We start from the raw sequence: 23,924 nt of genomic DNA, 5'->3' as shown, positions 1-23,924 counted from the left end.
CGCGCTCAGCTCTGCCATGTTGTCGAAGAAGAACCGGTCCGCCGGAGTCGCAGTGTCGCTGCCGTTGGTGAGGCGCGCGAAGTGCATTCCTGCCGTTCCAGCTCCGCAACGCGTTCGACGAGATGCCGGGCCAAGCGTCCGAGCCGATCAAATTTCCAGACGACCAGCGTCTCGCCCTGACGCGGGTGGGACCTCGTAGCAATGAGCGCGGGGCGGTCCTGTCGCCCGGACGCCTGATCGGTGAGTAGCCGCTCGCAGCCGGCGAGCCCAAGCTCGTCGAGTTGCAGGTCGAGCCGCTGTTCGGGGCTCAAGAACAACGAGCGCAACGGCGCCTCAAGCGCTCTGGCCACTGCGAGCCTGACAGCTTGAACTCCTGATCCAGGACCGCCCCGCTCATCGCCCAAGCAGCCGCGTCCGCCTCAAAACGGCCTACAGGATTTTTTCCGCTGTAAAATCAGCGCCTTACGAAGCCGGGTTTCTTACACACGACTTACACACTCGCCGAAGGGCGAAGGAGGCGTCGTGTCCGAGAAGCATGTCCTCATGGACGGCAAGCTGTATGTCTACCGGCGGGAGCGCAGCCCGTGCTGGCAGTGCGCCGCCTACCTTGACGGAAAGAACCACCGGCGATCGACGCGGCAGCGGAGCGCCGTCCTAGCCATCGACTTCGCTCGAGAATGGTTTCTCGATCGGCTTGCCGAGCAGCGGCTTGGGCTGCTCGCGGGTCGCGCGGCGGTCCCGGCCGCGGATCCGTGCAACGGTCCATTCGTAGAACAGGCGGGTCTCCCCGCGCCGCGACCGACCGCGACCGCCCGGACGCGGGAGAAAACCTTCCGTGAAGCAGCGGCGGCGTTCGTCAAAGAGTACGAAACCCTTACCGACGGCGAGCGGAACAAGAGCTATGTCGCCTCCAAGGAGCGGATCGTCCGCCTGCGGCTGCTGCCCTTTTTCGGCGACCTGCCGCTGTCACAGGTCAACGCTGGCCGTATCCGCGACTATCGCGTGCATCGGGTCACGCCTCCCGAGCCCCCGAAGTCCACCCGCAAGACCATCTTCGGCAAGATGCATCGGCCGCGGCTCAGGCCCTTCAAGCGGCCGAGCCGCAGCACGGTGCATCAGGAAATCGTCTGCCTGCGCCAGGTGCTGAAGACAGCGGCCCGCAACGGCTGGATTGGCGCGCTGCCCGACATGACCGCCCCATACAAAACATCCGGCAAGGTCTCGCACCGAGCGTGGTTCGCGCCCGACGAATTGAAGCGCTTCCTCGCCGCGACGGACGAGCGCGCCCGGAACCCACGCAACGAGCGTTGGCGCGGCGAGTCCGAGCAGTTCAACGACTACGCACTGTTCATGGTGAGCACGGGCCTAAGGCCAGACGAGGCCGCCCGATTGGAGTTTCGCGACATCGCGATCGTCAATGACGACGACACCGGCGAGCGCATCCTGGAGATCGAGGTGCGCGGCAAGCGGGGGGTCGGCTACTGCAAGAGCCTGCCGGAGGCGGTCGCCCCGTTTCAACGCATCGAGGCCCGCAAGCGCCGCAAACCCTCGGAGTTGGTCTTCGGGCGGGTTCAGCGCGAGCTGATGAACGCCATCCTCGACGAACTTGGTTTGAAGACAGATCGGGACGGTAACCAACGCACCGCCTACAGCCTGCGTCACACCTACATCTGCCTCCGACTGATGGAGGGAGCGGACATCTATCAGGTGGCGAAGAACTGCCGGACCAGTGTCGAGATGATCGAAAAATTCTACGCCGCTCACTTGAAGAACGTTCTGGATGCGTCGGCCATCAACGTCCGCAAATCTCAGAAAGCGCCCGCTGCTCCGGCGTCGCGGCGAGGTCGCGTATCCCGAAAGGCTCCCGTCGGCGGATCGGGCAGCACGTAGCCTTACGCGTTGGCCACGTGGCAGCCAGCGATATCATCGCAGGCCGCCGTGAGGAGGCCGGATGTCCGAGCGCCATCGCGTCGTAGACGGCAAGGTGTATGTCTACCGCCGCGAACGCAGTCCCTTATGGCAATGCGCTGTCTACTTGAGCGGTCGCAACCGTCGGAGTTCGACCGGCCAGGCCAACCTCGCCCTAGCTATGGAATTCGCCCGGGACTGAAGTTCGCCTGGTGGTCGCCCATGGCGAAGCGGCCTGACATCAGCTCGTCCAGAGCATCGTTTAAGGACGCGACCTGCGAAGCCGCCCGGTCGCGGGCCGAGAGCATCTGGTTCTGCTTGCGCTCCATCACCGCACGGGCGGCCGGCTTGGAGAGGAAGGTGAAGGACTGGCTGGCGACCAGCGGGAAGCGGGCCGAAAGCAGCCCGTTCCAGAGGCCTGGGCGCGTCGTCGCCGGATCTTCCTTGACGCCGAACATGCCGGCGTAGCGCGCCTCGGCCGCGTCCCGGATCTCCAGGGCCTCGCGGCCGAAGATCACCCGCGCCGTATAGATTGCCGATCCCAGGTGGCCGCGGACCAGCGGCACGCGCTCGCGACGGCCGGTCAGCACCAGCCGCAGCACCTCCATGAGCTCCGAGAACCACAGGCCGCCCCGCTCATAGAGGCCGAGTGCGCGAACGCCGTAGCGGCCGAGGCATTGCGCCACGTCCCGTCCGGCGTCCTCCAGGCGGCGAACGGCGTCGCTCTCGTCGCTGACGACTTGGCGCGGCTTGGTCAGCCAGGCTCCGATCCGATCCGCGGCGTCCCGGCCCGGATGCAGGACCAGATGCACATAGAGCTCGTTGACGAACATCCGCGTCGCTCCCAACCGGACGCGGTAATGGGCGTCGAGATCGGCGGCGAAGGCGGAGCGGGAGCGCCCTTCGGGATATCCGTGATGCTCCCGGCGGACGAGATGGTGCCAGACCGCCAGATGGTCGTCGGCGAGGTTGCGCCAGGCGCCGTTGAGCTTGGCGTGCAGGTCGTTGAGGTCGCGGATGTCCGCCGTCTCGAAGCTCGCGCCATCGAGCTGGAACGTCAGCATGAGCGCCTGGGTGTCCAGGGCGATCACATGGTCGGTGACGTGGCGCGCGTAGGGCAGCGAAGCCCGCGGATCGAGGTCGCGCGCCAGCGCCGAGGCCGCCGGCCGGGGTTGGAGGGCGAGCCTAGCCACGCAGCGCCTCCGCTAGCGTGTAGCGTCGCTTCAACGGCAGCGGCGTCGCCGAACTGCCGCCCCAGGCCGTGCCGTTGCGCGACCGGCCCTTGGTGTCGACGTAAGCCCACAGAACCCGGAAAGCGTTGTGGTCGTGCTTGCAAACGGCGCGGAAGACGAGGTGCAGCGCCGGGGCGATCAGCAGCCAGGCCGGTGAGTGCGCCGCCAGGAACACGGTGGCCGAGACGATGACGTTGAGCCCAACCGCCTCCATCGGCACGCCAGCGACCATTGCCGGCCGTGTGCAGGCCAGGAACAGCACATCCTCCGCCAAGCGCTCCTCGGGTTCGGCGGCCATGGCTTAACCTCCGCCCCCGCCGGTGATGAGGTCCACGATCGTCGCGGCCGAAAAGATCACGATGATACCGACGATGACCGTGCCGGCCCGGCGCAGGTCCAGGTGGCCGAACATCCAAGCGATGCCGGTGACGATGATGGCGATGATAGCCAGGCCCCGGATGACGTTGCTGTTCAGGATGTCGATGATGTTGTCGATGAACCCGCCGATGTCGCCGCCGACGGTCTGCGCATAGGCCGGGCCGGCGGCCAGGGCGATCAGGCCTGCCAAGGCCAAAAGGGTCACGGGGCGGCGGGTCATGGCCCGTCTCCCGAGGCCGTCGCGCGGATGACGAAGCTCGCCGGCGACGTCTGGCCGAACACGTCCCAGGCCGGGCGCGGAGGTTCGGCGGCCGCCGGCTTCGGTTCCACCAGCCCGGCGGGCTGGGCTTGGATCGCTGGGACGACCTGGGCGGCGGCGCGTTCGACCTTGGCGACATAGCCGTTGGTGAAGCCGCGACGGGCATCGCCCGTGTTGTAGCGCGAGAGCGCTCGGCGCAGAGCCGGCTGGGCATCCGCGCCGCTCTCGTAGCTCGCCTGCAGCACCTTGGACGCCGCCGCGAGGTTGCGGCAGGGATCGAAGGCGTCGTCGACCGTAAGGCCCAGCCAGCCGAGGTTCCGGCTGTTGATCTGGGCGAGGCCGAGATCGACGCTGCGCCCTGTCGCGATCAGAGCCGACGCCTTGGCGGCAGCTTCTTGCGGTGTAGCGGCAAACACGGTGACGCGCGGCTTGCCGTTGACGCCTATGGCGAGCGGATCGAAGCGGCTCTCTACATGGACCACCGACAGAAGTGTCTCGGGCGCCACGGCTCCGGCGCATTGGGTCGCCAGTGCAAGGGCTTCCAGCAACGTCAGCGCCATGACGCCCCCTTCGGCTGCTGGTCGGGAAGATTACGGACGGACCTTGGCATGAGCGCTTCTCCTGCGACCAAGCCTCGCCTTGCGCCGAAGGCCGGCGCTAGGCGTAAGCCTACTCGCTTCGGGCGAGTAAGCTTACGGTCCGAGACCTAATCAGCCCGAGGTCGCGTGCCTTCAGAAGCGCCTGCACACGCGTCTTCACGCCTAGGTGGGTGCAGATTTTCAGGAGATGACCTTCGACGGTCCGCCGCGAGATGCCGAGAATGCCACCGATATCGCTGGCGCTCTTGCCTTCTCCGACCCAGGCCAAACACTCAAGCTGTCGCTTGGTGATTTCATGCAATGGGAGGCTTCGATCAGTCAGTTCCGAAGACCTGACGAGCCACTCCTCGCGCGCCGGGACTTGCGGCGTGATCGGATCGTTCATGGACATGGAGGCTGCTCACTTTACGGATGCTCTCCCGTCGCATCCTTAAGGCTGATTAACCGCAACTCATTGAGTTAGGGTCGAAATAAACACGACTATAGATTGTGTTGCCCCATCTGGAGTTCGACAATCCGGGGAAATGCGGACGGCAGGACTACGGAGGTCAGATGAGACCAAGCCTCACGGCCTCAGCGACTGCTTGAGTCCGATTGCGGACCTGCAACCGCTCGCAAGCCTCGGCAATGCGCTGATCTACCGTCCGTCGCGAGATGCCGAGCAGCAAGGCGATCTCCGGCGAACTCTTGCCTTGAGCGGCCAGCCGCAGGCACTCGGATTGCCGGGGGCTCAACGAACCGGATTTCGACACGAGTGGTCAGATCGAAGGGAGCCAGGCATAGTTTGAAAGATGCCGACCGCCACATAGGAATGCGATGTGCGGCAGAGCCAACTGGCATAGGGATTTCATAAGAAGGCGAGGACCAAGAGCTTGGAGAGAGCGCAGGTGGGCCAGACCTCGAGCGTTCACGTGCTACGGCATGTGAAGCTAAGACATGCGAGCGGGCTTTTATGAAATCCCTATTTTCCTCGCCGAGCGCTCCCCTCGAAAACCTATACGCCGAGACGTAACTGTACAGGCTCCGTGACCAGCGGCCCACCGCAGGTCCTTTGTCCGACGACCCGGCCGATAGCGTCCGGTTTGGTTCGGAAGGGAGCTTTGGATGTCCATCGACAATGTGCTGGGCGGACTCGTGGCCTTGGGCCTGTTCGCCTATCTCGCTTACGCGCTCCTGCGCCCCGAGCGGTTCTGAGGCGCGTCATGTCGGACACCGTCAGCATCGGGTCTCACAAGGCACCCTCTCTCTTTGACCGCGCGATCCTGGCTCCCGCAGCTGGCGGGGCCTTCCGCAAGCTCGATCCGCGCCTGATGGTGCGCAACCCGCTCATGTTCGTAACCGAGATCGGGGCGGTCCTCACCACCATCGGGATCTTCACCGCCGAGACGGACCGGCTTCTTATCGTTCAGATCGCCGTCTGGCTCTGGTTCACCGTCCTCTTTGCCAACTTCGCCGAGGCCGTGGCCGAAGGGCGTGGCAAAGCCCAGGCCGAGAGCCTCCGTAAGGCGCGGCGCGAGACCGTCGCCAGGCGGCTGCGCGGCGGACGCGAGGAAAGCGTGGCGGCCACGGAGCTGCGCCGGGACGATACCGTCGTCTGCGAAGCCGGCGACATCATCCCCGCCGACGGCGAGGTGATCGAGGGCATCGCCAGCGTCAACGAATCCGCGATCACCGGAGAGTCCGCCCCGGTCATCCGCGAGGCGGGCGGCGACCGCAGCGCCGTCACAGGCGGCACGATGGTGATCAGCGACCGCATCGTCGTGCGTATCACCCAAGAGCGCGGCCAGGGCTTCCTGGACCGCATGATCGCCATGGTCGAGGGCGCGAAGCGCCAGAAGACGCCCAATGAGGTTGCGCTCACCGTGCTCCTCTCGGTGTTGACCCTGATCTTCCTGCTGGTCACCGTCACACTGCAGCCGTTCGGGGTCTTCGCCGGCTCCAGCTTCTCCGTGCCGGTGCTGATCGCGCTGCTGGTCTGCCTGATCCCCACCACCATCGGCGGCTTGCTCAGCGCCATCGGCATCAGCGGCATCGATCGGCTGATCCGCCGCAACGTCATGGCCACCAGCGGCCGTGCGGTGGAGGCGGCAGGCGACGTGGACGTGCTGCTGCTCGACAAGACCGGCACCATCACCCTCGGCAATCGCCAGGCGACGGCGTTCTTGCCGGCGCCGGGGACGGACGCCCGCAGGTTGGCGGACGCCGCACAGCTCGCCTCGCTCGCCGACGAGACGCCGGAGGGCCGCAGCATCGTGGTCCTGGCCAAGCAGCAGTTCCAGTTCCGCGGTCGCGACGTCGCCGAGCCGCACGCACAGTTTGTGCCGAACACCGACCGAAGCGGCGGAGATGAAGAGCTGGCTCCCACCCAGGTTCGCTGCGCAGTGAATATGGACATTTTTACGAATATTCGATATAGACCCGTTATTCACTGAACGGCAAACATGCCCCAATATATCGAACAAGACGTTGCCCGGGCACTGCTCGATGCCCTCAATGAGGTGCCCAAAACGCACGCGGAACTGCGCATGCGTATCGCCTCCATCGACCCAAGGGTCGACCTGATGATCGAAGCGAGCATCGGCGGTCAGAAGCGCCTGCTGATGGTCGAGATGAAGCAGACGGCCTTTCCCCGTGATGTTCGCGAGATGCTGTACCGCCTGCTCCAATTGGGGGACTCCTACGACGGGCGTCGCATCCTGCCGATGGTCATCGCCAACTCCCTCTCCGCGGGGGCGCGTCAGGAAATCCGTGAGGCCGGGGCCGGTTACTTCGACCTGAGTGGCAGCCTCTATCTGCCCGCCGATCCGGCCTTCGTCTTCATCGACCGTCCGCCACGCAAGGCCCAGGCGAAGAAGCTCGCCACCGTCTTCCATGGTCGCAAGGCCGCCGTCGTGCGGGTCCTATTCTCCCGCCGTGACGAGTGGATCAGCGTCAAGGAAATCTCGGACGCCGCTGCGGTGTCGCCGGCCACGGCTTCGGAAACCCTGACGGAGCTTGAACGTCGGGAGTGGGTGGAAGCCCAGGGTGCGGGGCCGACCAAGCAGCGGCGCCTCACGTCGGAACTGGCCACGGTTGTCTTGGACGCCTGGACGCAGGACGTCGTCAGTCGGCCGCCGTCGCGCTGGCGGCGCTACTTCGTGCCGGCCGAAGCCCAACAGATGGTCGTGATGATCGGCGAGGCGGCGAGAGACGCCGGGGCGCGCTATGCGATCACCGGCGAGGCCGCGGCCCAGACCTACACGCCTCACCTGACGTCTCTGTCGCTGGTGCGGTGCCGCATGACCTTGGACGCCCATGGCGCGGAGGTTCTAAATCGGCTGGGCGCCAGGGCCGTCGGAGAGGGGTGGAACCTCGCCATCCACGATAGCCGCAATCCGTCAGACTTCAGCGACAGCCGTCAGATCGACGGCGTCTGCTACGCGAGCCCGCTCCAGGTCTATCTCGACCTGTTGCACGCGCCTGGCCGGGCCAAGGACCTCGGCCAGTTCCTCCGCCGTGATCTGCTGAGAGCCTGATGCGCAAACCCCAGTCGATCACCGGTTACAAGGCCGACGTCGCGCATGACGCCGAAAGGGTGCTGGTCACCCTGCTGCGCAAGCTAGGACCCTGGCGGAAGTCCATCTTTCTCGTCGGGGGCCTCGCGCCCCGGTACATCGTCGAGAAACGGCCTCCAAGCGTGCCGCCCCACGCCGGCACCGGCGACGTCGATGTCGTCGTCGATGTCGCCATCCTTGCCGACACCGAGGCCTACAGCACGCTCGAAGAGAACCTGAAGGCTATGGGGTTCGAGCGCGCGACCAACGACAAGGGCGTGGTCGTCAACTGGCGCTGGTCCGCCAAGCTCGAACACGGCGGAACGATCATCCTGGAATTCCTGGCGCACGATCCGAACCTGAAAGGCGGCGCCCTTCAGGAGCTGCCGACCAAGGGCAACGTCAGCGCGATCAACATCCCCTTCGCCTCGATGGTGTTCGACCTCCACGATACGCGCGAGGTCGAAGCCGAATTGCTCGACGGCGGCGGCGTCGCCATCGAGACTATCGCCTACGCCAATCTGGTCAGCTTCACCTGCCTGAAAGCCTTCGCCTACGACCATCGGCACGAAGGCAAGGACGCCCACGATCTCGTCTATTGCCTTGAGCATGCCGAAGGCGGCCTCGAGCCGGCGGCGGCCATGTTCCGAGAAGCGCTGGCCGGCAAGCACGCAGACGCCATCGCTCACGCTTTGGAGATCTTGCGTCAGCGCTTCGCGGCAAGGGAGCACGAGAGCTACCGCTTGGACGGCCCGGTCGCCGTGGCCCGGTTCGAGATCGACGGCGACGAGGACGATAGCCGGAACCGCCGGATCGTGCGGCAGCGAACCGTCGCCGATGTGATCGCCCGCTTGCTGGCGGCCTTGGGCTAGGCCGTGGGCTTCAGCCGGAGCGGGCTTGGGGTCGGACTGGCCGGGTCGTTCGACACGGCGGTGACGCGCTATCGGCCGCAGATGCTGTCGGGCGCGCGCGGGCAACAGTTCCTCATGACCTGCGACATCGGTGGCAGCCTCAAAGGCCAAGCCTACGAGACCTACTCGTTCCTGATGCTCGATCTCGATCGGAACAGCCGCTGGCTGGCTGGCCAATCCCTCTTCCGACGCGAGGTGCTGCCGCAGCGGCGGCGCATGTGCTTCAAGGCGATGAACGACGCCCTTCGGCGCCGCGCACTTGCGCCATTCCTGGGTTTGGCCGACGAACTTGACGGCGTGCTGGTGACCTTCGTCGTCGACAAGGTCGATCGGCCGGACTTGTCGGTGTCCACCGAGGTAGCCGAGGAACTGGCGACGTTCTGGAAGCCCGCCGTGATCGACCGGCTGATGTGGGTGTCCTATCTAGGCGCGTTCCTGGTCAGTGGCTTCGTCCTCGCCGGCCAGGACGTCATGTTCATCCTCGACGAGGATGAGGTCGCTTCCAACGTCCCCCAGCTCACCAAGCTCACCGAGGTCTTCGGGCGCGCCTGCAGCAACCAGGAAGGGATGCCGATGATGCGCCACCTGCGGTGCGGCACGACCAAGTCCGACGACGGCAGTCTGGCGCTGGAGGACCTCAACGCCCTGCCGGACCTCGCGGCGGGGGCGATCGGTGAGCTGACGGACGTCCTGCGCCGGCAAGGGCTAGGCCCCTTGGCGCCGATCCTTCAGCGTTTGCCTCTCAGCGTCACTTGGAAGACGCGCATGATCATGCCGTGGCTCATGCGGCGCGGTCGGTCGCTGACCCGCTTCGTCTGCGTCATCGACGGCGGCTCCACGCCGTCGAAGTGGCGGGCTACCATCCCCGAATGGTGGGTGGTCGAAGACCCGACGCGGCTGGCCACCTGACCTCGCCGTCGCCGGCCGGCATGGTTAAAGGAAAATTGTGCTTTCCCGCCGACGCTGGGGAGTCGCCAAGCGCCCGAGTTGGGGCGGCGCCTGGAGTGCTGAGCCGATGGCAGAAACACAGATCGAGTGGACCGATGCGACCTGGAACCCAGTTGCGGGCTGTTCCATCGTCACCGCCGGCTGCACCAACTGCTACGCCATGCAGATGGCCCGGCGGCTGGAGGCCATGGGCGTCGAGAAGTATGCGGGCCTGACCCGCAAGAGCGGCAAGCGGGCCATCTGGAACGGCGTCGTGCGCGAAGACCGCGAGGCGCTGTCCATTCCCTACGCCTGGCGCAAGCCCCGCAAGATCTTCGTCAATTCGATGAGCGACCTCTTCCATGACGCGGTCAGCGAAGCGTTCATCGTCGACGTCTGGCGCGTGATGCGGGAGACGCCGCACCACAACTATCAGATCCTGACCAAGCGGCCTGCGCGCATGGCGGAGGTGGTGTCGCGCGCCATACCCGACGTGCTGCCTAACGTGTGGCTAGGGACCAGTGTCGAGGCGGCCGACGTCGTCAGCCGCATCGACGACCTCCGCCGCGTCCCCGCGGCGATCCGCTTCATCTCGTTCGAACCGCTGATCGGCGCCGTCGGTGAAGTCGACCTGACCGACGTGCATTGGGCTATTGTCGGCGGCGAGAGCGGATTGAACGCCCGTCCGATCCGGGAGGCCTGGATCGACGAGATCCACGCCCAGTGCGCTACCTACGGTGCCGCTTTCTTCTTCAAGCAGTGGGGCACCTGGGGCAAGGATAACAAGAAGCGTTCGAAGAAAGCCAACGGCCGCGAGTATCGCGGACGGACCTGGAACGAGATGCCTGCGGCGCTGGAGGCCTGATCCAAGCCGCGCAAGCGGAGTCGGATTTGAAGACGGACGGCTACTCCTGGACCAACGGCGCGACGCTGGACGACCACAGCCGGCGCAAGCACGCCATACTCCGTGACTACTTCCGGCAGTATCTGACAGTCCGCTGCCAGATCGCCCAGCAGACCAAGTTCCGGCTCGCCATCGTCGATGGGTTCGCCGGCGGCGGCCGCTACAGTTGCGGGACCGCTGGATCGCCGATCCTGTTCATCGAAGAACTGGAACGCACGCTCGACGAGATCAACGTGCGTCGCGCCGCCCAGGGCATGGGCGCCGTCGAGGTCGATGCGCTGCTGATCTTCAACGACGCGCAAAAAGACGTCACGGCGATGCTGCAGTCCCACTGCGCACCGCTTGAGGCGGCCTTGAAGGCCAAGCCGTCCAAGCTGCACATCCAGATCGCCTACTTCTCGGAGGAGTTCGAGACCGCCTACCCGGGGATCAAGCAGCTCATCGTGGACGGGCGGTTCCGTAACGTCCTCTACAACCTCGACCAGTACGGCTATGCCGGCGTCACGCTCGCCACCCTGCAGGACATCCTGCGCACGCCATCCGCGCCGTCGACCGAGGTCTTCTACACCTTCGCCATCGAGACCCTGCTGACCTATCTCAGCGCCCGCGACCCGGAACTGCTGAAGCGGCAACTCGCCCAGTTCGACATCACGCCGGCCAATATGAGCGCGCTAGAAGGTTTGATGACCAAGGACGAGTGGCTGGGAGCCGCTGAACGCCTGGTGTTCGACGCCCTTAAGAGCTGCGCGCGCTATGTCAGCCCGTTCTCCATCCGCAATCCGAAGGGGTGGCGGTACTGGATGCTACATTTCGCCAACAACTACCGGGCGCGACAGGAGTACAACATGGTCCTCCATGGCGCCGGCGAGCTGGCGCACTTCGGGCGGTCAGGCCTGCACATGCTGCACTACAACCCCGCCCAGGATGGACGTCTCTACCTGTTCGACAACGACGGCCGCGTGTCGGCGCGAGACCAGCTCGTCCAGGACATCCCGCGCCTCGTCTCGGAGTCCGGCGACGCCATGCCGGTGGGAGAATTCTACGAGGCGGCCTACAGCGAGACGCCCGCCCACAAGGACGACATTCACGCCGCCATGCTTTCCAGCGAAGACCTGGAAATCGCCACGCCGAATGGCGGCGTGCGGCGGAGCGCGAACACCATCGACGTCGGCGACATCATCCGCCTCAAGAACCAGCGGTCGTTCTTCCAAATGTTCTCCGCCACGCCAAAGCTGCTGAAGTAGCGGCCGTTTGCCCGCGCTATCAGCGTCGTCTCGGCCTACCGGACGCGTCATGCGCACTTGCCGGCTCTGCAACGTCACGGCAGTTCTCGACCAAGCGTTTCGCCAGTGTCCGCGGCCGGACACCGTCGTAAAACAGTTCCACGAAGTTGGGGTCCATGACGTACGCGTTGACCCCGTGTGCGGCGACGATCGGCAGCCGGCCTCGAACCAGCGAGGGGCGGAGGTTCTTGTGCATGGCCCGAGCCCGCCCGGCCTCCTTCTGGCTTCCCCAGCGCAGCTTACCGCCTTCCTGCTTGATCAGATCCTCGAAGCCGTTCCAGTCGAGATACATCAAGACGTTGTCGAGGAAGGCACCGTACGTGATCGCAGCGACATGGCTTGGCCCGAGGCCGCGGAAATAGAGCGGCTTGGCCAGCGGATAGCCTACGCAGGTGTTCAGGCCGACAAGCTTGTCGCGGTCGCGCGGTGGTGAGCGTGAAGTCGCTGCGGCGTACCAACTCGACTTCGCCTCCAGCGCCTCCGAAAACGCCCGGACCGTGCGTGGCGTCTCACGGCGTCCGCCCGTCGCTGCGTATACCCATAGGCACCCGTCGATGCACTCCAACACGCCTTTGCCACCGGCGACGGCGGCGTCGAGCTGCGCCCGGAGCTCTGCATCATAGGTCTCAGTAACGACGCCGCTCTCGACCACAGAAATGGTGTGACCCGTCACAGGATCCACGCCCTGCTCGTTCTGCAGAAGGTCCAGGGCCTGGTTGGCTGTGGCCTTCTGCCGCTTCACCCGCTCAAGCTGCCGGATGGCCTTCTCGCCGTGCTTTTCCCGCAGGTCGGCCTCCGCCGCTTCACGGGCCGCCGGATCGGCCGCCATCGCCTTGATGATCTGCTCATTTACAGCGCCTTCTTTGAGTTCGATGAACTCGGGCAGCGGCCGCCGGCCATCGCGAATGAGCGTGACATCGCCGATGTCCACGCAGCTTGTCGCGTCGTTCCATAAGGCGAGGGCGAGAGGGTCCTTATTCAGGTCCGCCAAGGTGGCCATGACGGAATCCGGGTTGCACTCCAGGAGATTTGACCGCGCGCGATATAGGCAGAGCCGTTTGACCCGGTGCCGCTCCATGCCCATGACGGTCCAGACGATGGCGTCGTTGACCCGTCGCCACACGGCTCGACCGTACTCGCCGAACTGCTTTGCGTCCGGCCCCATCGGGTTGGTCTTCTCCCGGTTCAGCCAGCCTTCAAAAAAAGCAGGCGCTGGATCGAGCGGCTGTGGATGTCCTTCCATGTTGCGTGGCAGGCTCCGACGAACGCGGTGTGGTTGGCCCTAATTGACTTCTCGGTTTCAAACTGAGGTTCGAGGCCTGCGGGCTTCCAGAGCCGCTCAGCGACGTTGGCGATCTCCTCCTCAGGCGTCATGTTATCCCGCGTCAGCCGTTCCCCCCATCGTAGTAACTTGAGCAGATCGGCCCCGCGCGGCCGGTGTCAATCGCCTCGCGAGGTTGCGCGCCCTGCAGGCGATAGGCGTCGGAATAGGCGAACTCCTCGACCCGCTGCAGGCCCCATTTGGCATGCCGGCGGGGCGAACACGCGATCCCCACCCACTCGCGGACACTCGCCGTCTTCTCCCGGACGTAGCCGTGGACCCCGTCCTGCCGTTCGATCTCCCGGGTCAGTTGCTCAACCCGCGTCACAAAGTCGGGCCGCGCCTGACCGCCGAATCCGGGTTGCAGCAGCGTCATGAGCTCTTCGACGAGTTGATCGTACCGGTCCGCCATCGGCCAAACTCCTTGTGGTTTGACGTCGATCTTAAGGTGGCATGAGTCGTCCGAGGGGACCGTTCCGGCGCCCTCGGTCCTGCATCGCGGCCTCAGCGCTCGAGCTTCACCCGCAGGCGACGGGCCCGTTCCTGGAACGCGCGCTCGCCGCCTTCGAGGATGCCGCACACATGGCGCCGCATCTCTGCATTCTCGAGTCCGCCAGACAGATAGCGGATGGGCGGCAGCTGACCGGGCGTATGAGCGCCGGCGAAGGCGACAATCACCTGATCGGCGTCGGTGTTCACCACCAGGTTGGCGTTGTGCGTCACCATGATCACCTGGCGCTTGTTCTTCGACGCGATGAATAGGTCGACCAGCTCGTCATAGATCGACTGCGGGTCCAAGTTCTCTTCCGGCTGGTCGATGATCAGCGGGCGGTCGTCCTGGTCGTCGAGCGCGAGATAGAGCAGCAGAAGGACGATGCCGCGTGTGCCGGGCGACAGCTTGCGGATGTCGGTGGTCTCGTAGTCGATGCTGTAGCGGATCTGGATGTGGGCTGTGCCGTAGAGCCATTTGGCGAAGCGCTTAAGCCAGGACCGGTAGTCCGCCTGTTGCGCCCGGGGCACCTCCGAAAGGTCGAGCAGTTCGGCTTGGTGCGCTTGTCGGAACCCGGCCATCGCCGACTGCACGGCTTTGGGGTCGCCGGCTTCCCACGCCGCTTTGAGATGCGTTTCCGCCCAGGCCTGCAGGGTGCCGCGCCCTTTGAACGGACCAAGGCGCCGTTTGTCGAACAGCGCCTCGCCCTCCTGCGCCCACCGCTCGACATCGGCGTGGCGTGACACGGAAAATGACAACTTCTGCAGGGTGCCGGAAGCTTTCGACAGCCGCTCCATCAGCGGGCGGTAGAGCTCGTGGAGAACCTTCTCTTCACCGACTATGGATTCGAAAATCCGCAGGTAGGCCTGCTCGCGGTCGGCTTGCAGCTTCTTGGCCCGCTCCTCGGCACCCTCGCAATCGGCGAGGGTGTCGCGCAGTCGACCCAGAGCGGCGTTCTCCTCCCCGATCTTGCCGGTAACGGCGCGGAGCCGGTTCGCCGTATCCGTATCGACGTTGATCAGGCGCTGGATGCGTTCCAGCTCGGCTTCAAGCAGGCCGAGGGAAGTCTGCTTCAGCTCCGCATCGGCGGGCAGGAAGGCTTCGTCGTCCGACGCCTTACGGGCCTGCGGTTGCCCCGTCCAGATCTTCACCTGCTGGGCGGCCTTGGCCAGGCGCTCAAGCAGGGTGCCGTCCACATCCCCCACATAAGCCTGCTTGAAGGCTTCCCATTCCTTGTCGTCGAGGTGCGCGCCGCCGAAGGCCTGCTTTGCTGCCCGCAACGCCATGGGCGCGCGGTTGGACCGAAAGTCGGAGACGTCGTTCTGAAGCGAGCGGAGCGTCTGCGCCTCCTGGTTCCAGAGGCGGATTTGGGTGCGGACGTAGTCGGCCGCGTCCGTGAGGTCTTTCAGCCGCTGGACGCGTTCGGTGTTGCCGGTCGAAACGAGGGCGTCACGGCTCTTCACATAGCCCGCGATCAACGCCTCCTTCTGGGTGATCTGCAGCTTTAGCCCGGCGATCTGGCTTTGCTTCTCGCGCTCAATGCCGATCTGGTCGGAAAGGCCGGCGATGGCGTCTTCATCCCGAGCTCGGTTATCCCGCAGCACGGCCGTCCGCAGCTCCAGGATCTCCTCGAAGTCCGTCGCGCCGTCGCGTTCCAGGGCGCCATGCGCCTCGAAGATGACGCGTTGGATTTCGACAAGCAGCTCGTCCTTCAGGCCATCGGCTGAACAGAGCTCCTCCACGAACTTCTGCGAGAGGTACGCGGCCCGTGGGTAAAGCGAGGGGTCGGGGGCGGCCTGGGTCAACGCGCGGACAGCCGGGTCGCCGGTCTCCCACGCCAGACGAACGCCAGCGCCGTCCAGGAGCTCGCCAGCGCGGACGATGAACGAAGCCTTGCTCAAACGTCCGGCGGTCGCGTCACAGCCGGCCGCGATGGCGTCAGCGAGTGCGGTCTTACCCGACCCTCTGGCACCGATGATGGCTACCAGGCCCGGGTTCAGGGCCAGCTTGGGAGTCTCAGCCCACGGCGCGCAGGTAAGCTCGACGGTTGAGATCACCTGTGCGGGCGTTGCCCGGAAAGGCGGCTGTTGGCCAACAAAAGCCCGACCCGCGGGATCGATGCAGGCCTGCCGCAGGGCATCGAACTCCAGCGCGCCTTTGATCCAGGAATAGCGATCGCCCTCCGGCTTGCCGACAGCCTCAGGGCCATGCGCGTCGCTCCCATGGAGGCAAGGCTTGCAGCCGTTGTACCGTTCGCGAAGGCCCGCCTCAGTCATGCCGCTGCGCCGACCCAGCCAGAACTCGCGTTGCGCGGCGCTGCTAGCAAAAATTACGTGGGCGAACTTCTCGATCTCCTGTCGCAGCGTCGCGTCCGACGCTTCCCGGATGCCCGATGTGCCGTCGGTTTCGGAGCCGGCCACAGCGACCAGCACATTGGCTTCAGCCCAGTCGCTGCGGTGGAATTCCTCCTTCAGCTGTCCGAAATTGACCTTGAACTGCGACGCCCCCTGGCGAAACGCCGCCTGGTCGTCGGTCAGCTCCGGGTTGGAGCGGCGCCCGAGCTTGATCAGATCGGCGCGCGTGCAGGCGAAGTAGTCGCCGTGGGCTTCGAACCGCAGGCGGCCGAGAAACCGCTCAAGCTCGTCCAGATGGTCGGGATGTTCCGGGCTGACGAGCAGGTGGATGTTGGTCCAGCGGCCCTTGACGGTCGCGACGTTCAGCCGGAGCTCGACGTTCGGGAAGACGAGGTCGACATCCGGTAGACGACCATTGTCGCGCTTCTCTCGCAGCACATTCCGGTAGGTGTCTGCGCAATAGTAGTCGGTGACGGCGATGGCGCGGATGAGCGGCGTCGCCTGTTCAAGACTCGTCAGGTAGTCCGCCCATGCGGTCGGGCCCCTGAACTGGTCGTTGAAGACGGTGCCGGGCGCATGAATGTGCGGCTCCCACCGGTGCCAACGAGAACCGGCGTTCAGCTCTTCAGTCGGCTGCGATTCATCACCCAAGGCGCGCCCCGCCACACAAGAATTCTCGTACAGGACAAATGGCTAAGCCGCCCGCTGTCAATCTCGGCGGCAAAGGCGGGCGGCAGCATCAGTCAGCGCTGTGCAGGGATCCTTCGAGGTCCAGCGGCGGGAAGACGTGGCGCGCGTTGTCCGGCTTTCCGAGCGAGAGAATCAGGCTGCCGAGCACATCCCGCCCGAACTTCACGTGCCGATGGTCCTCAATGGCGGGGTCGTAAGGGATCGGCTCAGCCAAGGCGGCGTCAAACCCCTCGAAGGGGAACTTGCGGTGGACCACCAGCAAGGGGAAGAGGTTGGCGGCGTAGATGTAGACGGTCTCCGCAGAGAAATCGGCTTTGTCGCCCCAGTGTCCAAGCCAAGCCTCGCCGTGGGGCTTCACCGATGGCGGGTTTATCGTCAGCAGGCAGGCGCCCATGCTCGGATGGGTGAGGCTCGACAGCTGTTCGGTCCACTGGCCGCCCCAGGCCGCGAACCAAAGGGCGGCGGCCTCGTCCTCGGCGGTGTCGCCGGTGGCGAAGCCTCGCCAAGCCGCGCGCACGCGACGGGCGATCCGCCCCGAGCGAAGATGCTGCGCCCAGAACATCTTTGCCATCGCCGGGCTGTCGCTCTTGAGGAATTCGCTCGCAAAAGGCGGGTCGTCGATGACGGCGACCAGCACCTCCATGTACTCGGCCGTTGATCTCAGCAGGGTGCGCGCCGAGGTGTCGAAGCCGAGCAGGATCAGGTGCCGTATCGAGATCGAGTCAGCGACAATGCGGGCCAGGATCAGGAACAGCGCCTTCTCGAAGTCGCCCATGGGACGACCCGCTTTCATCCGGATTTGAAAGACGCCTTGGAGGCTGAGCAGCCAGCTCAGCATCTCGTCGTACATCAGAATCCAGAGATCGAGGTAGGGCAGCTCCCGAGCCTGCGCGCGCTCCGCAGAGTGCTCGACGAGCTCACGAACCTCGACCCCGTGACGTTCTCCTTCCCCGAGCTGATGCCCGCGACGGGCCCACTGGGCACGAAGCCAAGTCTCCAGCTCAGCCTTGGTGAGCATGGCGTACCCTAAGCCTCGCCCTGCCAGTGCTGGTAGCGACCGTTGGCGTTGTAGATCGCCGACAGGCTAGGCTTGGTCTTCAGCGACCAGATCTTCTTGGCTAGCGTCTCCAGCTCCGCCGCTGCGTCGGGTCTCCATCCCCGGCGGATGGCCCACGACTTGATGTTGGCCGATTGGTCGGCGTGTCCCTTGGCCCGCAGGATGCGGAGAATCTCATTGGCCATGTCCTTGTCGCGCGGGTGGCCGAGGCCCGTCGTCAAATTGACCACGCTGCTCAGCGTCTCGAGCGCGCGAACGAATATGGCATCGTTGATGAGGCTGGGCGGAGGTTGCTGGGCCTGCCCGTGCACAATGGCGCCCCAGCGCGCGACCCAGGCGTCCGCTTCACCGGCGATGTCGGGGACAGCGACGACGCCAGCCACGTTGGTCAGGCCGTCCACAAAGTCGAAAATTTTTGGCTCGGCATAGTAGACGATCACCACCGCGTTGCGGGCGGAGTAGCGAAAGGTCTTCATGGTCCTGGCGCTCAAGCGGCCGCCCCACGACAGGGCCATGGCTCCCTTGTCCAACGCCTTCAAAGCGGCTGGGCCGAGGAAGCGCGACAAGCTCGTATGCGAGAGCTGGTTCTTGGTGTGGGTCAGCAGGATCACATCCTGCGAGCCAACCTTCTCACAGATCTTTTGGGCGTAGCCCAAGGCCAAGCGAAACGACTCGGCGTCGTAGGCGTCAACGGGGACGAGCACTCTGATCGGGGGGGTCATGTCGGGTTCTCGGGAATCGAAAGCGTCGGTCGAAGACTTACACCTGGATCAGCCGTTCCGACCTTAGGAAGGCGTAGACCGCGTCCGGCGCCTTCGGGCGCGGCCGAAGGCCTATCCTGCAAGCTGGCTACCAACGAACATTTGCCCCCCTTTGCAGCCGGCGATCCTCGGGGAGGCGACTTGCTCACGAACTTACACACCGCTTGCCAAATCTCAGAAACACCAGTAATATCAAATCATTGGCGACGTGTGTCTGACTCAGCATCGCCCGCGGCTTCAATGCGGCGGAATGCGTCGCGCGCGCTGCTAGGAGGGCGCAGATACCAACGGATCGCGGCTGCGGTAATCTGGAAAGCCTTCCGGTCCTCCCGGCGAGCCACCTCCGCAATCCGCCTCCCCGTGGCGTCGTCCACATGGCTGATTGTTTGGATTGGGCAATCTCTCGGTTCTATAGATCAGACAGGGCACCGCTGACTGTTATGTAACCGTCAGCGGACGCGGACCGCTCTCATCAATTGCTGCTTCGTCACCTCAGGGGGCGTCGGAGGATAGGCGGCTGGCGAGGCGCTTGAGCTGAGGCGTCTGCCGGCCAGTCGGCAGGGAGCCTGGCGCGCTGCGGCTTGGCTGAGACCAGAGCGATCCAGCTCCCTAGTCCCTGGAACTGGCAAGCCGACTTTTCTGCCACGGCCCCAGCCGCAGCCGGCCGGCGTCCTCACAAGCGAGACCCTCGCACACAGGGCTGAGGGTCTGGTCGGGCGAAAAGCCAGCTTCTCTAAGTGGGGGTTAGGCTCCTTACGGTCGTCGCCGGCCTGGTGCATGACCTGCTGGTTCTCAGTCGGGGCGCTGGCCCACGGTCTGCGCCGTGATCACAGCGTGCCCAGTGAGGCGTTTGACGCCCGGGGCCAGATTGATCGAAGCCGAGTTGCCTGCGCACCGGGTTCTACGACGCAGAGTACGCGTTGGCCGATGACGCGCGCGTGCTCGACGTGCGCGACCGGGTGCTGAAGGACTCTCGCGGACGCCCGCGCCGCATGATCGGAGGCTCAAAGCCGCAGGTTCGATCTGCGATCACTCAGCGCCCCCTCAGCCGACCTGCCCCGCTGCCGTCCCGCACGGCCGACTCCACGCCAGCGCCAGAGCGGCTGAAGCCTAGGCGGGAGCTCGCGGGAGGCTCGTTCGCTCGTGGTCACGCCACCCCCTACGCCCGCCTCCAGCGCTCAAGCGCGGTGGAGAACGGCGGCACCGGGCCGCGCTCCCGAGCCAGCTTGGAACTGCAAGCCTGGCGCAGAGCAATCCACTGCGCCAGGCGCACCTACGGCCACCGCCAGGAAGCGCGCTATCCGTCGCGATCCGCGTCGGAAGCGGTAAGGCTGCCCATCTGCAGCTGCCAGTCGCGGAACTCGATCGCAACGAGTCCGGCCTTCACGGCGAGATCCTCGGTGAGCAGACGACGCATCTCCTGCGGATCGATATCCGGCGCGAAGACGCTAAGGCCAAGCGCCGGCTCCCCCTCCATTCGACCCCCGGCGACGATCTTCCCTTCTGCCGCCAGACGCCGATACAGGGCTTGGTGCGCCAAGGCTGCGTCGCGCAGGTCGGCGGCGCGAGCGAAGTTTGGACCGGGGCGGTTGAACACCACGAGGTGAGTGGTAGGCGGCGCCGCGGCCGCGGGGGCCGCCAAGACGCCTAACGCTATGGCCAAGCCGCCCAGAGCGACTTTCAGCATCGACCATCTCCCTGTTCATTCGCGCGCCGGCTCGAAACCCCGGAGCTCACGTCACTTCTTTCGACACTTACTCTGCAGCTTTTCCAAGCGCTACCGTGCGGCTGTTTCTGCGGCCGTGGAGCGTGGCTCATACTGGCGCCGGGCGCGCCTTTCGCCCCGCGGGTCCCTCACTCGGCTGACCTGATCACCCACCACCCACTCTCCGGATCAGCGGGTCAGCGGGTCAGCGGGTAAGCCGCGTGCGGATCCATCCAGCCTGCTGGCTCGCCGGCGGCGATATAGGCTGCCGCCAGCTGCATGGCCGCTGTTCTGGCAGCTTGGCGCGTGGGGAAAATGCGGAGCGTGTCAGCACCGAGATTCACGCACCAACCATTCCGGGCCGGGACCACTAAGAACAGGTGTCGCAGAACGCGCCTGGGCATGAGCGGTAAACAATGGACGCCCAACAGCAGTTTCGCTGAGACGATCTCCGATCAGGAGATGTGACACAACGGCAGTGCTTGCGGCGGTCACCGGCGCCGCATACGTGTCTCTCATGGCCCCACTTAACGTCCGCGACCGCGAGGAACGCCTCAGGCGCGCCGAAGAGGCGATGCGTTTGGCTTTGTCAGCCGCGACGGAGGAAGAGCGTTCTGCTTTCATTCGAATTGCTGAGACCTGGACCCTGCTCGCGGACCAGCGCCCCGCCCGGCCAGGAGAGGGACGTCGGGGGCGGTCTTTTCGAACTTGACCGCCGGTCGGACGGGACCAACGGAGCCGGCGCGCTAAAGCCGGGCCATTGACGGGCGTTCGACGTAGGCGATGGAGCGCCTTGTTTCCGTCCGTCGGGCGACAACGCGTTGTCCTCGCCCACGGCGCTGAACCTTGCGCCTGTCCGGCGGCGGCATAAACCGGAACTGAAAATCCATGTGCCTCCCGCAGTCCCATTTCGCATAAGATATATTAGGCGCGATTATTCACCAGGACTGATCGTGGGTGTTTTTGTGACTGACTCCAATCTCTGCGAGTCGCAGCCACTCCCCACCGAAATCCGGCTCATTGAGGCGGCTGAGCGGAACTCGATTCCAAATTCTGCGACCGACTTCCGCCGGTCTTGCGGAGCGATGCCTCAGAACACGAAGCCGCCCGTCGCACCCACGGCGACGGAGTAAGTCCATCGTTTTCGAAGATCCGGCGGCCAGTGGCGCGAGCGTTCACTCAGTTCGAGGATGGAATCTCGGCGCAGTTCAGTTGTGAGAACAAACAGCAGGTCCGCTGCAGCATGGTCAAACACCGTGGCCCAACCTGCGATCCGCGAGTGCTGATATCGATCTCGAAGCCAATGCTGACCAATCGCCGATACTCCCGCGCACGGATCTTGCGGCTCTTCGAGGATCAGGAGCGCGACGTGCACATACAGCCGCCGCGTGACAGCGTCCTGGTCGGCCCACCAGTTCTCAAGAAGGCGGACAGCGCCGGGGAGCGACGGGCGGCCGAAAAGCGGCCTCTCGAAGCTTTGCATGAGCGAACGACCGTCGCGGGCCTGCGTACCGAGGGCATCAACGATGTCGCGCACGGCGAAGCGCAACTGGAGAAGCTCCATGGCCGCATCTGAAGTTCCCCTCTTTCTGGCCAGCCGGCGCACTCGCTCTTCGATGGCCCGAGGTTTGAACTTCGCGCGCTCGAGAAGACGGTCGCGAACTGCCGGTGCGGCGCGTTCGCCATACGCAACCTCCGCGTCCACAACTACGCAGTCAGAGGCCCCGTACGTGGTCAGTTGTCGGCCGTGCGTCAGGCACAAGGTAGCAAGGGGATGAACCCACCACTCGCGCACGTGGAGAGGCCTGCCGCTCGAACGGTCCGCCAGGAGGCACTCCTCGCAAACCGACCAGGTAGCAACGGTCCCCTGCCCTGGTCCCATGGGATGGGCGATCAGATCAGGCGACACCATCGCCTGGAGACGTTCAACGGGAGCCCCAAGCACGCGGGCAAGTATCGCGATCGTGCCGGGATCGCCCCTGTCGGCGGCCGAGAAGCGAACGCCAACCTCTTCCTCAAGCTCCTCGATCGTAACGCAGTGTGCCTGCGCGGCCCGGGCCAGCCACGACGAGAGCGCTTCCCCTGCCTGGTGCGTCGGGGCTAAGACGCTTAGATTGAGGTTAGGCGGCATCTCGGCGCACCACCCTCCTCTTCCTCAGTGCGACGTCGTGGATGAGCGCCGGGGTGATGTACTCTTCCTCCTCAAGGGCGGCGACCGCACAGCGCTCCAACAGATGGAACATCCGGCCTAGACTCTCGTCCGAGTGCTCCTTCAGCATGTCCATGAACTCGCGGTCGACCTGGGTGGGCTTGCGAAGCGGCATGAACGAAATTCGCTCTGACACCATCTTCACGGACCAGGCGGCACGTCGCTGCCACTTTGGCAGCTCGACGAGCTCGAAGCGCTCCCTAAGATGAGGATCGGCCTCGATCAGCCCCTTCGCCTCGCTGGATCCAAAGGCGGCAAGGCAAAGATGGGCCTGACTTGAGAGCAAACGGAGAGCGTCTACGACCTCAGCTTCATCCTTTGCGGACAGCTTGGTCACTCGCTGGAATTCGTCCAAGATGAGCAGCCGTACGCCCCGGGCACCGAACTGCTGCAAAAGCTGACGCTGTAATCGCGTGCGCGAGGTCTTCTCAGGGGCCGGTGCACCGAGACTCAGAAGTAGCTCGACGTAGAGCCTCCGTTCGTCGAGACCGCCGCTAAGCTCGTATCGAACCACTGCTGACTCGGAGAAGCCACGTCGGCCGGTGTCTTCCTTCAGGAGCGCTTCAAAATGCGCCTGGATGAAGGTCTTGCCCATGTTCGGCGCGGCCCAGAATAAGATCGATGGCATCCGGGTACGCGGCGGGATCAGGAGCAGTTCAAACATTCGCTCGATCGCATCGACACCGGCCGGGTAGTCGATCCAGCGCTCGGTGTAGATTGCCGCCTTCCGCGTGCTGGGGTCCGCCAGCGCCAGGTCGCGAACTGTCTCGTGAAGGTGGGCAAATGGCTCTGTCGGGGCCGTCAGCTTCAGGGTCATTCCAGCCCTCCCCAGTTGTCATCTTCGTCCTGCTCGGGAATGCCGGATTGGGCGCCACGCGAAAGACGGTCACGCAGCGCCGCGGCCCCTTGCTGTTCCTCGCGATATCGCTCCGCTTGTCGCCGGCGGTTGGCCTTGCGGGCTGATGCGTTTTCAATGAGCAGCCGTTGCGCCTCCGACGCGGCGCGCACCGCGGAGCGATCCCGCTTGCGCTCCTGCGGCACCGCTCGAAGTCCCTGAGACCGGACCCAGAGGGGCACTGGTTCGCGGTGCGGGAAGCGTAACCCGACGGTGAGCCAACCATCGGGCAAGAGGACGTAGATCCCGCGAAGGTCACGCGGATCAAACTTGATGCGCACTCGCTTGCCTGGCCGGAAATGGGCGAGAAGTTCGGAGCTCGCGTATTCCTCGCCAAAGCACCTGATGCCTTGCGGAGTGATGTTCCGCACCTTCTCGGGCAAGAGCTCTATGCGGAAACTATCGGGCTCATCTGGCATCAAAGGCTCGCGGCCGTGGGTTAGGCGCTTCCAGGTGTGTTTCGGCTTGCAAAAGTGACCCCCATCTCGGGGATATCGGCGTCCAAAAA

The 23,924-nt window shown here is 64.9% G+C and carries 23 protein-coding genes and 2 pseudogenes; 8 read left to right on the top strand and 17 right to left on the bottom strand.

Going from position 1 to position 23,924, the window contains the following annotated elements; genetic code table 11:
* Window positions 1–5 precede the first annotated feature (5 nt).
* Entirely contained in the window at window positions 6–350 is a 345-nt protein-coding gene (locus ACE3Q8_RS07075) for a recombinase family protein (protein ID WP_374469556.1), read from the bottom strand.
* A 172-nt stretch (window positions 351–522) separates the two neighbouring features.
* On the opposite strand from ACE3Q8_RS07075, the gene ACE3Q8_RS07070 reads away from it, so the two are divergent.
* On the top strand, window positions 523–1,890 hold the full coding sequence (locus ACE3Q8_RS07070; protein ID WP_374469555.1) for a tyrosine-type recombinase/integrase: 1,368 nt from the start codon (window positions 523–525) through the stop codon (window positions 1,888–1,890).
* A 197-nt stretch (window positions 1,891–2,087) separates the two neighbouring features.
* On the opposite strand, the gene ACE3Q8_RS07065 is transcribed toward ACE3Q8_RS07070, so the two are convergent.
* The 6 genes from ACE3Q8_RS07065 to ACE3Q8_RS07040 form a co-directional block, all read right to left on the bottom strand.
* Entirely contained in the window at window positions 2,088–3,101 is a 1,014-nt protein-coding gene (locus ACE3Q8_RS07065) for a hypothetical protein (RefSeq protein WP_374469554.1), read from the bottom strand.
* Complete coding sequence (locus ACE3Q8_RS07060) at window positions 3,094–3,438, bottom strand: type IV secretion system protein VirB3 (RefSeq protein WP_374469553.1); 345 nt, start codon at window positions 3,436–3,438, stop codon at window positions 3,094–3,096. Before ACE3Q8_RS07060 ends, ACE3Q8_RS07065 begins: the two co-directional genes overlap by 8 nt.
* Window positions 3,439–3,441: 3 nt before the next feature.
* The gene (locus ACE3Q8_RS07055; RefSeq protein ID WP_374469552.1) at window positions 3,442–3,738 is read right to left on the bottom strand and encodes a TrbC/VirB2 family protein; all 297 of its coding nucleotides are present in this window, start codon (window positions 3,736–3,738) and stop codon (window positions 3,442–3,444) included.
* A complete protein-coding gene (locus ACE3Q8_RS07050; protein WP_374469551.1) occupies window positions 3,735–4,337 on the bottom strand; it encodes a lytic transglycosylase domain-containing protein in 603 nt (200 codons plus the stop codon). The genes ACE3Q8_RS07055 and ACE3Q8_RS07050 overlap by 4 nt, the downstream gene beginning before the upstream one ends.
* Window positions 4,338–4,446: 109 nt before the next feature.
* Window positions 4,447–4,767 (bottom strand): LuxR C-terminal-related transcriptional regulator, encoded by a 321-nt coding sequence (locus ACE3Q8_RS07045; protein WP_374469550.1) that lies wholly within the window; start codon window positions 4,765–4,767, stop codon window positions 4,447–4,449.
* Between the two features lie 157 nt (window positions 4,768–4,924).
* Entirely contained in the window at window positions 4,925–5,128 is a 204-nt protein-coding gene (locus ACE3Q8_RS07040) for a LuxR C-terminal-related transcriptional regulator (RefSeq protein ID WP_374469549.1), read from the bottom strand.
* A gap of 352 nt (window positions 5,129–5,480) precedes the next feature.
* Between ACE3Q8_RS07040 and kdpF the strand changes: the two genes are divergently transcribed.
* The 7 genes and pseudogenes from kdpF to ACE3Q8_RS07005 all read left to right on the top strand — a co-directional run bounded on the left by kdpF (window position 5,481) and on the right by ACE3Q8_RS07005 (window position 11,895).
* Window positions 5,481–5,570 carry a K(+)-transporting ATPase subunit F gene (kdpF, locus tag ACE3Q8_RS07035; RefSeq protein WP_374469548.1) on the top strand — a complete coding sequence of 30 codons (90 nt, stop codon included), beginning with the start codon at window positions 5,481–5,483 and terminating at the stop codon, window positions 5,568–5,570.
* Between the two features lie 116 nt (window positions 5,571–5,686).
* Window positions 5,687–6,715 (top strand): annotated as a pseudogene (locus ACE3Q8_RS07030) (HAD-IC family P-type ATPase); the annotation flags it as partial.
* 102 nt (window positions 6,716–6,817) lie between these two features.
* Window positions 6,818–7,891 carry a hypothetical protein gene (locus ACE3Q8_RS07025; protein WP_374469546.1) on the top strand — a complete coding sequence of 358 codons (1,074 nt, stop codon included), beginning with the start codon at window positions 6,818–6,820 and terminating at the stop codon, window positions 7,889–7,891.
* The gene (locus ACE3Q8_RS07020; RefSeq protein ID WP_374469545.1) at window positions 7,891–8,781 is read left to right on the top strand and encodes an antitoxin; all 891 of its coding nucleotides are present in this window, start codon (window positions 7,891–7,893) and stop codon (window positions 8,779–8,781) included. The genes ACE3Q8_RS07025 and ACE3Q8_RS07020 overlap by 1 nt, the downstream gene beginning before the upstream one ends.
* 3 nt (window positions 8,782–8,784) lie before the next feature.
* Window positions 8,785–9,729, top strand: a complete 945-nt coding sequence (locus ACE3Q8_RS07015; protein WP_374469543.1) for a hypothetical protein — start codon at window positions 8,785–8,787, stop codon at window positions 9,727–9,729.
* A gap of 106 nt (window positions 9,730–9,835) precedes the next feature.
* On the top strand, window positions 9,836–10,612 hold the full coding sequence (locus ACE3Q8_RS07010) for a DUF5131 family protein (RefSeq protein WP_374469542.1): 777 nt from the start codon (window positions 9,836–9,838) through the stop codon (window positions 10,610–10,612).
* Between the two features lie 26 nt (window positions 10,613–10,638).
* Window positions 10,639–11,895, top strand: a complete 1,257-nt coding sequence (locus ACE3Q8_RS07005; protein ID WP_374469541.1) for a three-Cys-motif partner protein TcmP — start codon at window positions 10,639–10,641, stop codon at window positions 11,893–11,895.
* Between the two features lie 19 nt (window positions 11,896–11,914).
* Here ACE3Q8_RS07005 and ACE3Q8_RS07000 read toward each other — a convergent pair whose 3' ends face one another.
* The 10 genes and pseudogenes from ACE3Q8_RS07000 to ACE3Q8_RS06955 form a co-directional block, all read right to left on the bottom strand.
* The gene (locus tag ACE3Q8_RS07000; RefSeq protein WP_374469540.1) at window positions 11,915–13,177 is read right to left on the bottom strand and encodes a hypothetical protein; all 1,263 of its coding nucleotides are present in this window, start codon (window positions 13,175–13,177) and stop codon (window positions 11,915–11,917) included.
* A 142-nt stretch (window positions 13,178–13,319) separates the two neighbouring features.
* Window positions 13,320–13,667 carry a hypothetical protein gene (locus ACE3Q8_RS06995; protein ID WP_374469539.1) on the bottom strand — a complete coding sequence of 116 codons (348 nt, stop codon included), beginning with the start codon at window positions 13,665–13,667 and terminating at the stop codon, window positions 13,320–13,322.
* Between the two features lie 92 nt (window positions 13,668–13,759).
* Entirely contained in the window at window positions 13,760–16,750 is a 2,991-nt protein-coding gene (locus ACE3Q8_RS06990) for a TrlF family AAA-like ATPase (protein ID WP_374469538.1), read from the bottom strand.
* An 88-nt stretch (window positions 16,751–16,838) separates the two neighbouring features.
* Window positions 16,839–17,807: a hypothetical protein gene (locus ACE3Q8_RS06985; protein WP_374469537.1), complete on the bottom strand. Its 969-nt coding sequence runs from the start codon at window positions 17,805–17,807 to the stop codon at window positions 16,839–16,841.
* An 8-nt stretch (window positions 17,808–17,815) separates the two neighbouring features.
* Window positions 17,816–18,568, bottom strand: a complete 753-nt coding sequence (locus ACE3Q8_RS06980) for a hypothetical protein (RefSeq protein ID WP_374469536.1) — start codon at window positions 18,566–18,568, stop codon at window positions 17,816–17,818.
* 1,336 nt (window positions 18,569–19,904) lie between these two features.
* Window positions 19,905–20,294 (bottom strand): hypothetical protein, encoded by a 390-nt coding sequence (locus ACE3Q8_RS06975; RefSeq protein ID WP_374469535.1) that lies wholly within the window; start codon window positions 20,292–20,294, stop codon window positions 19,905–19,907.
* A gap of 1,108 nt (window positions 20,295–21,402) precedes the next feature.
* Entirely contained in the window at window positions 21,403–21,876 is a 474-nt protein-coding gene (locus tag ACE3Q8_RS06970) for a hypothetical protein (protein WP_374469714.1), read from the bottom strand.
* Between the two features lie 183 nt (window positions 21,877–22,059).
* A pseudogene (locus tag ACE3Q8_RS06965) lies at window positions 22,060–22,443 on the bottom strand (TniQ family protein); the annotation flags it as partial.
* On the bottom strand, window positions 22,433–23,338 hold the full coding sequence (locus ACE3Q8_RS06960) for a TniB family NTP-binding protein (RefSeq protein WP_374469534.1): 906 nt from the start codon (window positions 23,336–23,338) through the stop codon (window positions 22,433–22,435). The gene ACE3Q8_RS06960 and the pseudogene ACE3Q8_RS06965, both read right to left, overlap by 11 nt.
* Window positions 23,335–23,924: Mu transposase C-terminal domain-containing protein (locus ACE3Q8_RS06955; RefSeq protein ID WP_374469533.1), on the bottom strand; the 590-nt coding region annotated here is incomplete at its 5' end. The genes ACE3Q8_RS06955 and ACE3Q8_RS06960, both read right to left, overlap by 4 nt.

It is taken from the genome of Phenylobacterium sp. (assembly GCF_041913825.1).
Taxonomy (GTDB): domain Bacteria; phylum Pseudomonadota; class Alphaproteobacteria; order Caulobacterales; family Caulobacteraceae; genus Phenylobacterium.
This window is presented reverse-complemented; position numbering and strand designations above follow the sequence as displayed.